This is a genomic window from Bacillus sp. BC08, assembly GCF_054326875.1.
The window spans coordinates 79,834-88,799 of record NZ_JBTGPA010000007.1; the positions used below are offsets into that span (position 1 = coordinate 79,834).

Annotated in this window: 6 protein-coding genes, 3 tRNA genes and 1 pseudogene; all 10 read right to left on the bottom strand. The window is 37.7% G+C overall.

Features of this window, described 5'->3' with window-relative positions; genetic code table 11:
• Window positions 1–135: 135 nt before the first annotated feature.
• Window positions 136–1,938, bottom strand: a complete 1,803-nt coding sequence (gene glmS / locus ACXVYO_RS00840; RefSeq protein ID WP_458465798.1) for a glutamine--fructose-6-phosphate transaminase (isomerizing) — start codon at window positions 1,936–1,938, stop codon at window positions 136–138.
• Window positions 1,939–1,950: 12 nt separating this feature from the next.
• Window positions 1,951–2,138, bottom strand: a pseudogene (locus tag ACXVYO_RS00845) (hypothetical protein).
• 286 nt (window positions 2,139–2,424) lie between these two features.
• Entirely contained in the window at window positions 2,425–3,771 is a 1,347-nt protein-coding gene (gene glmM / locus ACXVYO_RS00850; protein WP_458465799.1) for a phosphoglucosamine mutase, read from the bottom strand.
• Window positions 3,764–5,239, bottom strand: a complete 1,476-nt coding sequence (locus tag ACXVYO_RS00855; RefSeq protein ID WP_458465800.1) for a CdaR family protein — start codon at window positions 5,237–5,239, stop codon at window positions 3,764–3,766. The genes glmM and ACXVYO_RS00855 overlap by 8 nt, the downstream gene beginning before the upstream one ends.
• A complete protein-coding gene (cdaA, locus tag ACXVYO_RS00860; protein WP_048528662.1) occupies window positions 5,232–6,053 on the bottom strand; it encodes a diadenylate cyclase CdaA in 822 nt (273 codons plus the stop codon). Before cdaA ends, ACXVYO_RS00855 begins: the two co-directional genes overlap by 8 nt.
• 248 nt (window positions 6,054–6,301) lie before the next feature.
• Entirely contained in the window at window positions 6,302–7,195 is an 894-nt protein-coding gene (rocF, locus tag ACXVYO_RS00865) for an arginase (protein ID WP_063262605.1), read from the bottom strand.
• Window positions 7,196–7,404: 209 nt separating this feature from the next.
• Window positions 7,405–8,550 carry a glycerate kinase gene (locus ACXVYO_RS00870; RefSeq protein ID WP_458465801.1) on the bottom strand — a complete coding sequence of 382 codons (1,146 nt, stop codon included), beginning with the start codon at window positions 8,548–8,550 and terminating at the stop codon, window positions 7,405–7,407.
• 114 nt (window positions 8,551–8,664) lie between these two features.
• A tRNA-Ala gene (locus ACXVYO_RS00875) sits at window positions 8,665–8,737 on the bottom strand.
• A gap of 10 nt (window positions 8,738–8,747) precedes the next feature.
• A tRNA-Gly gene (locus tag ACXVYO_RS00880) sits at window positions 8,748–8,819 on the bottom strand.
• A gap of 5 nt (window positions 8,820–8,824) precedes the next feature.
• A tRNA-Lys gene (locus ACXVYO_RS00885) sits at window positions 8,825–8,900 on the bottom strand.
• Window positions 8,901–8,966 lie beyond the last annotated feature (66 nt).

Below are 8,966 nucleotides of genomic sequence, written 5' to 3' on the forward strand. Positions count from 1 at the left end.
AGGATTCTATCCACTTACCAATTTTAGATGTTCTTTTTCAATACAAAAATACCCCTTTAGATAACATATCTAAAGGGGTACAAATTCGTATATTTATTTTAAAACTATAACTATATTTATTAACCTACCAATCTCCTACTCAACCGTAACAGACTTAGCTAAGTTACGTGGCTTATCAACGTCACACTCGCGGTGAAGTGCTGCGTAGTATGAGATAAGTTGGAATGGAATAACCGCTACTAGCGGTGCTAGTGCTTCGTGTACAGCTGGTAATACGAAGCTGTCACCTTCCATTTCTAAGCCCTTCATTGAGATGATACATGGGTTAGCTCCACGTGCTACTACTTCTTTCACGTTACCACGAATTCCAAGGTTTACATGCTCTTGTGTAGCAAGTGCGATAACTGGTGTACCGTTTTCGATTAAGGCGATTGTACCGTGTTTTAATTCTCCTCCAGCAAATCCTTCTGCTTGGATGTAAGAAATTTCTTTTAGCTTTAACGCACCTTCTAATCCTACGTAGAAGTCTACGCTACGTCCGATGAAGAAACAGTTACGCGTTGTTGCTAAAAATTGTTTTGCTAATGCGTCCATTTCTTCTTTTTGATCACAAAGTTCTATCATTGCATTTGCTACAAGTCCTAATTCGTGTGTTAAATCGAAATCAAGAACTTCACCTTTTGCTTTAGCAATGTCTGCAGCTAAAATTGAAAGTACTGCAAGCTGTGCTGTGTAAGCTTTCGTTGATGCAACTGCGATTTCTGGTCCCGCGTATAACGGAAGTGTGTAATCAGCTTCACGAGAAAGCGTAGAACCAGGTACATTTGTAATCGTTAATGCTTTATGACCCATTTCATTTGTTTGTACAAGTACTGCACGGCTATCAGCTGTTTCACCACTTTGTGAAATGTAAATGAAGAATGGTCTTTCTGTTAATAATGGCATGTTATAAGAGAATTCACTTGCTACATGCACTTCAACTGGCATTTTTGCAAACTTCTCGATAAATTGTTTTCCAACAAGACCTGCATGATAACTCGTTCCACATGCAATGATGTAAACACGATCGCTATCTAAAATCGCATTGCGGATGTCTTGATCTAATTCAATCTCGCCATTTTCATCTTGATACTTTTGAATTATATTACGGATTACAAGTGGTTGCTCATCGATTTCTTTAAGCATGAAATGAGGGTATGTTCCTTTTTCAATATCACTTGCGTCTAATTCCGCTGTAAACGGTGCACGTTCAATCGTTTCACCTTGTAAGTTTTTAATTGTAATACTTTCTTTCGTTACAATTACGATTTCTTTATCCATTAATTCGATAAATTGATCTGTAACTTGTAACATCGCCATAGCGTCGCTCGCCACAACATTAAAGTTGTCACCAACACCTACTAATAGCGGGCTTTTGTTTTTAGCAACATAAATCATGTTTGGATTTTCAGCATCAAGTAATCCGATTGCATAAGAGCCATGTAAAAGAGATAGCGTATTGCGGAACGCTTCTTCTACACTTAATCCTGTGCTCACTTGTTGTTCCATAAGCTGTACGATAATTTCTGTATCCGTTTCACTTACGAACGTTACATCTTTTAAATATTCTTTTTTCACTAATTCATAGTTTTCAATTACACCGTTATGAACTAGTGTAAAACGTTTTGATGTACTTTGATGCGGATGCGCGTTTACTTTGCTTGGAACACCATGTGTAGCCCAGCGTGTGTGACCGATTCCCACGCTTGCTGCTACGTTCTCATCTACGATTTCGCGAAGTTTTGCAATACGGCCTTTTTCTTTGTATACAACAACACCGTTCTCTGCTTGTACTGCAATACCTGCTGAATCATATCCACGATATTCTAGCTTTTCTAAACCTTTTAATAAAATTTCCTTTGCATCTTGTTCTCCAATAAATCCTACGATTCCACACATGTTTAGTCGCCGTTACAAATGCTTACATTGCTCTGCGAACATGTAACGACATAGTCCGATACCATTTTTATTTATACTAAAAAAAACGGATTACATATTGCTAGCCCTGTAAGCTTGTAACGGCTTTCACCTTCCTCTCGATTGGGTTTAAGTCCGTATATACTTATACAGCTAGTTTGTATCCGTTCCTTTTCTCTCATCACACTTTCACCTTTGTCCACTAAGTCACCTTAATGATTTAAGTAAAAGCTTGCGGTTGTGATGAACAACCGGGAGTCATCCGCCGAAATCTCGATAAACTCCACCTCGTCAACTACACTACTTGTAGTTCTGGCGCTTCTATAATTTACAATATTTCCTTTGAGAAAAAGAACAAGACCATCTTATAACAAACATAGATAAACCGTCAATGAAATTTTTTTCATCGTCTATAAAACATATGAAAAAGGAGCACTTCTTGTGCTCCCTTTTCATAAATTTATTGAATTATTCAGCGCCAACTTCAGCTTTCACAACTTCTACAATACGATGTACATATGCGTCACAAACTTCTTGTGTTGGTGCTTCTGCCATTACACGAATAAGTGGCTCTGTTCCAGATGGACGAACAAGAATGCGGCCATCACCGTTCATTTCTTCCTCTACAACACGAATAATATCTTTAATTTTTTCATTTTCTAATGCTAGTTTTTTATCTGTTACACGAACGTTTACTAATAATTGTGGGAATTTTGTCATCTCACCTGCAAGCTCAGATAATGGTTTTTTCGTCATTTTCATGATGTTCACCAATTGAAGTGCACTTAACATTCCATCACCAGTTGTAATGTAATCAAGTAAGATAATATGACCCGATTGTTCTCCACCTAAGTTGTAACCACCACGCTTCATCTCTTCCATTACGTAACGGTCACCAACTGCTGTTTTATCACTTGTGATATCGTTAGCTTCAAGTGCTTTGTAGAAACCTAAGTTACTCATAACAGTTGAAACGACTGTATTATGCTTTAATTGACCAGTTTCTTTCATGTACTTTGCACAAATAAACATAATTTGATCGCCATCAACGATGTTTCCTTTTTCATCTACAGCGATTAGGCGGTCACCATCACCATCAAAAGCAAGACCGATATCAGCGCCTTTGTCTTTTACTAATTTAGCTAATACTTCTGGATGTGTAGAACCTACTCCATCGTTAATATTCATGCCGTTTGGTGAAGTTCCCATTGTTGAAATATCAGCCTCTAAATCCGCAAATAAGTATGGAGCTAAAGAAGACGTAGCACCATGCGCACAATCTAAAGCGATATGTAAACCAGAGAAATCTTCCTCTACAGTTTGTTTAATATATTGTAAATATTTTTGTCCACCTTCAAAATAATCACTCACTTGTCCAAGATTCGTACCTGTTGGACGTGGTAACTCATCAACTTCTTTGTCTAATAAAGCTTCGATTTCTGCTTCTTGCTCATCTGTTAATTTAAAACCGTCAGAACCGAAGAATTTGATTCCGTTATCCTGTACTGGATTATGAGATGCAGAAATCATAACACCTGCTTGTGCATCTAACGCTTTTGTTAAATAAGCAACACCTGGTGTAGAAATAACACCAAGGCGCATTACTTCTGCTCCAGTTGATAATAGACCCGCTACTAAAGCTCCTTCTAACATATGTCCTGATATACGTGTATCACGGCCAATAATTACTTTTGGACGATCTGTATCTTTTGTTAATACATAACCACCAAAACGTCCAATTTTGAACGCTAATTCAGGTGTTAACTCCTGGTTCGCAACCCCGCGTACTCCATCTGTACCAAAATATTTACCCATTATGATTCGCTCCTTTTTCTGGCTCTTTTTGATTATCTACTGTTGGCTCTTGACTAGTTTCTTTTTCTTTATCTTTATCATTATTTTGTTCCTGTTCCGTGTCAGGCTTATGTTCAGGTTCAGGATTTTTTGGTTTTTCAGTTTGATTATCTTGGTTATTATTTGTATCTGGTTTTTCACCGTTACCCTGTACTTCTTTATCTGGATTTTCTTTCTTCACAATTGTGACTTTAGCACTTTTTTGCTTTGGCTCTATTGAAATATTACCAGGACCGCTTACTTGAATAGAAACATCTTTCGTCCCCGGAGATATATTTTGCAGATTAATGGCTGCTGTTATTTGCGCAGCTGTTATTTTATCTACTATACTTGTTTCTCCTGAAATATCAACGCTTATCTTCCCATCTTGCGGCGAAAGTAGCTGGGCCGTAACATCTTTAGAAAGTCCATTTTTTTGAATTGATATACCATCAATCGTTCTCGTTTTCGTCTGTTTGTTTTTTTGCACTCCTACTGAAACCTTCACTTGATTCGGTTTTGCACTTGTTACACCCTTTGGCAATAAAACAGAGGTATCGAATGTTGTAGACTCTGTCAATTGACTAAGATCTACTTCGACCCCCTCTATCGATTGTATATTATCCAAGATATCTTTTGGACCTGCTATCGTTACTTCTCTCGGCTCAACGTTAATATTTGTAACGGCCAATCCTTCTGGTAAACTCCCCTTTTTCGTATACGTTACAGGAACAGTTTTTTCAGTATTATTGGCCGTAGCTTGCGTCGCCACATTCAATGTTACACTAATTTTAGATGGACTCGTTCTTACATTTAAACGTTTTCCTTCTTTATTGTATAATGTAACTTCGGCTGTTTTTGTAACAGTTTTATTAACACCTTTTAAATCAATATACGCCTTTGCAGATGAAATACTTTCAATTTCTTCCTTCGTTCCAACTACCTCAACAGTATCAGGTTTAATGTTTGATTTTTCGAGAGTAGAACCCGCTGGCATTTGATCCTCATTTGATAATTTCAAGTCTACATGAACGTATTTTTTCGCTTTTTCATGTAGCGTAATTTTAATTGTTGATGGCTGAACTGTTCCTTTCACATCATCTGGAAGCCCGTTCGTTTTTAAAGAAACTTCATAAGTTCCTTTTTCGCTATCTCTCAAATCAACCGGTATATCAAATTGTTTTTTCGCTTTTGCTGTAGCAACTGCTGCTTTTGGGCCCTCTAACTTTACCTTAACGCCCTCTGACGGAATACCACTTACAATATATTTGTCTTCATCATACTTAAGGGTAATAGCATAATTAGTTAATGTTTCTTTCGCATCATTTGCAAAAGGTATTATCCCCGATGTCGTATTTTTTTCAGTTAAAGTCGCTGACATAAAAAGCATACACGCCAATAGTAATGAGATCCCCTTTAAGAACCAATGATTCTCCATTAACTTATCCATGACGCTTTCTCCTCCAATTCCATAAAGACGAAGAAGTCGTTTTTTCGCTCGCACTAAATTCAGCTAACAACATATCTTTCAGTTGTTCTGTCTTCAAATCACGATGCAACTTACCATTTTTCGTTAAAGAAATTTGACCTGTTTCTTCCGACACAACTACTGTAATACTATCAGTAACTTCACTAACTCCCATTGCAGCGCGATGCCTAGTTCCTAACTCCTTAGAGATAAAAGGACTTTCCGATAACGGAAGATAACAAGCAGCTGCTTTAATGGTACTTCCTTGCATAATGACTGCTCCATCATGAAGAGGTGTATTAGGAATGAAAATATTAATGAGTAATTCCGATGATACGTTTGCATTTAGCGGAATACCTGTTTCCACATAATCACCCATACCGGTCTCTTTCGACAAAGTAATTAATGCACCAATTCTACGTTTTCCCATATATTCCGTTGCTTTCGCTATCGCTGTTGCAACGATTTCAGGTTCATCATCCTCATGAGTTCCAACACGCGAGAATAAACTTCCGCGTCCTAGCTGCTCAAGTGCCCTTCGCAATTCTGGCTGGAAAATAATAATAACGGCTAAAAATCCCCACGTTAATACTTGCTCAGTCAGCCAATAAAGCGTATGCAATTCAAGGAAAATACTAATCATCCGAACAACAATAATAACTGTAATCCCTTTTAAAAGTTGAACAGCTTTCGTCCCTCGGATTATGAGAATTAGCTTATATATAATAAACCATACAACGGCAATATCTAATACCGTACTAAGATATTTCAAAATGGTCGTATCTTCAAAAGGCATGCTAACCCTTCCTCCTACTTACGAGCAATTCTATCCATATATTGAAATATTGTTTTATGCTCTATCTGTATGTATTTCCAACAACTAGTTAATTATACCATACATGAAACAAACAACAATTACAAACAACCCCCTTTAGTCTAAATTGGTAAGATGTCAAACATTATTATCGTACAGTATAATATAAATCATTATTATACGCTTATTTTCAAATAAAAAAAGCAACTTCTCAGTTGCTTTTCTTACATTTATTTTAGTTTTTCACCGAATAAAGAACCCATTAAGGCAACTGCTGTTGTTGCCGTTCTATTTCGCTCATCTAAAATAGTATTTACTTCAACAAACTCAGCTGATGTAACAATATCAGCTTCCGCTAACATTTCCATTGCTAGATGGCTTTCACGATAAGATAGGCCACCAATTACAGGCGTTCCAACTCCTGGTGCATCATGTGGGTCAAGGCCATCTAAATCTAATGATAAATGTACACCATCAGTATGAGATAAATACGCGATTGTTTCTTCCATAACAGCCGTCATACCCATACGATCGATCTCATGCATTGAGAATACTTTAATACCTTCATTGCGAATAAAGTCTTTTTCTCCTTCATCTAATGCGCGTGCACCAATAATTACAACGTTCTCTTTTTTCACCTTTGGATATGCCCCATATAAATCTACAAGCGTTTGATGTCCATACCCTAAACTTGCTGCAAGTGACATACCATGAATATTTCCAGATGGTGAAGTTTCTTCTGTATTTAAATCACCATGTGCATCATACCAAATAACACCTAAATTTTTATAATGTTTTGCAACACCAGCTAATGTACCAATAGCGATACTATGATCACCACCTAATACAAGTGGAAAACGTCCTTCTTCTATAATATGATCCACCTTACTTGCTAATTCGTTACAAACAGTTGCAACTTGTGTAAGGTTTCTTAAGCTTGTATTTACATCTACTTCTTTTTCTCTCTCTATACATATATCTCCTATATCTTTAACGTCATATCCAATTTCTTCAATTCTTTCAATTACGCCTGCATAACGGATTGCGCTCGGCCCCATATCAACTCCGCGACGCATCTGTCCTAAATCCATTGGAACTCCAATAACCGAAATTTCTTTTTTCATAGATAGTATCCCCCTTTTGTGCCTTCACTAAATATTTTAAATCTTTTATATAGTCTGACTCAACTCGACATTTTTCTGTATGGATATACAAATTATTCACTTGTATTCGCTTTAAAATCCAAATGTTAAGACTATTCTATGTATAAAGTTAACCTAATGAAACAACTACCATCATTATTATTAGATAATAATAAAAAACACTCCTACATTTAGAAGTGTTTTTCTGATGCTATTTTCCATACTGCGGCAATATTCTTTGCTGTCATTTCGATATTCTCTTCCGCTACTTTATATGCCTCTTCTAATGTCATTGGACTCGCTGTAATACTAAATACTGCATCGATTCCTTTTTCGTGAACAGCTGGATAATTCGGAGATACAGATCCTCCAATAGCAATGACAGGAATACGAAAATGCTTTGCACGCTCCGCAACACCTACAGGGGCCTTTCCATATGCTGTTTGTTCATCTATTCTCCCTTCACCAGTTATAATTAAATCTGCACCTTCTATATGCTTATCAAAATTTGTATAGTCTAATACAATTTCAATTCCTCTCCGCAAGCTTCCCTTTAACACTGCAATAACAGCTGCTCCCATTCCTCCTGCGGCTCCTGCGCCAGGTATTTTAGATACGTCGCAAGATAAGTATTGTTTAAGGATATTCGCATAATGCTTTAAATTCTCATCCAGCTCTTTCATCATCTCTGCATTCGCACCCTTTTGCCTCCCAAATACGAAAGATGCTCCCCTTATTCCAACTAACGGATTATCTACATCACATGCTGCTTCTATCTTTATATGCGTTAAACGTGAATCCAAGCGTGAAAAATCAATAGCTACAATCGAATGTAACGTTCCTCCAGATGGCTCTATTACTTCCCCTTTTCCATCTATAAACCTGACTCCTAAAGCTGACAACATACCTGCTCCACCATCATTTGTAGAACTTCCGCCAAGTCCTAAAATAATGTGCTCAGCTCCTTCGTCTAGCGCATGTAATATAAGCTCCCCAGTTCCTTTAGTCGTTGTAATAAGTGGATTTCGCTTTTTAACCGGAACATGTTGTAATCCTGATGCTGCTGCCATTTCAATAAACGCTGTCTTTTTATCTTTAGACATACCGTAAAAGGCTTGTACACGTTCTCTAAGCGGTCCTGTCACATGAAGTGATATAATCCTTCCCCCTGTAGCATCAACAAGAGAATCAACCGTTCCTTCCCCTCCATCTCCAATTGGTATTTTTACGTACTCTGCTTTAGGAAAAATTGCTCCAAAACCTCTTTCAATAGCTTCACATACTTCTATAGCTTTTAAGCTTTCTTTATATGAATCAGATGCAATAACAACTTTCACAATTATCCCCATCCTTTATTTTCGCGTTTTCTCCATTTTAAATGAAAAATATGAAAGTTGTCTTTTTAAACACAAAAAAAGCTTACATCATATGATGTAAGCTTTTCTATTAGATGGAGCCTAGCGGGATCGAACCGCTGACCTCCTGCGTGCAAGGCAGGCGCTCTCCCAGCTGAGCTAAGGCCCCTTAGTAATAAAGCGGAAGACGGGGTTCGAACCCGCGACCCCAACCTTGGCAAGGTTGTATTCTACCACTGAACTACTTCCGCGAAAATGGTGAGCCATGAAGGATTCGAACCTTCGACCCTCTGATTAAAAGTCAGATGCTCTACCAACTGAGCTAATGGCTCGTAAATGGCTGGGCTAGCTGGATTCGAACCAGCGCATGACGGAGTCAAAGTCCGTTGCCTTACCGC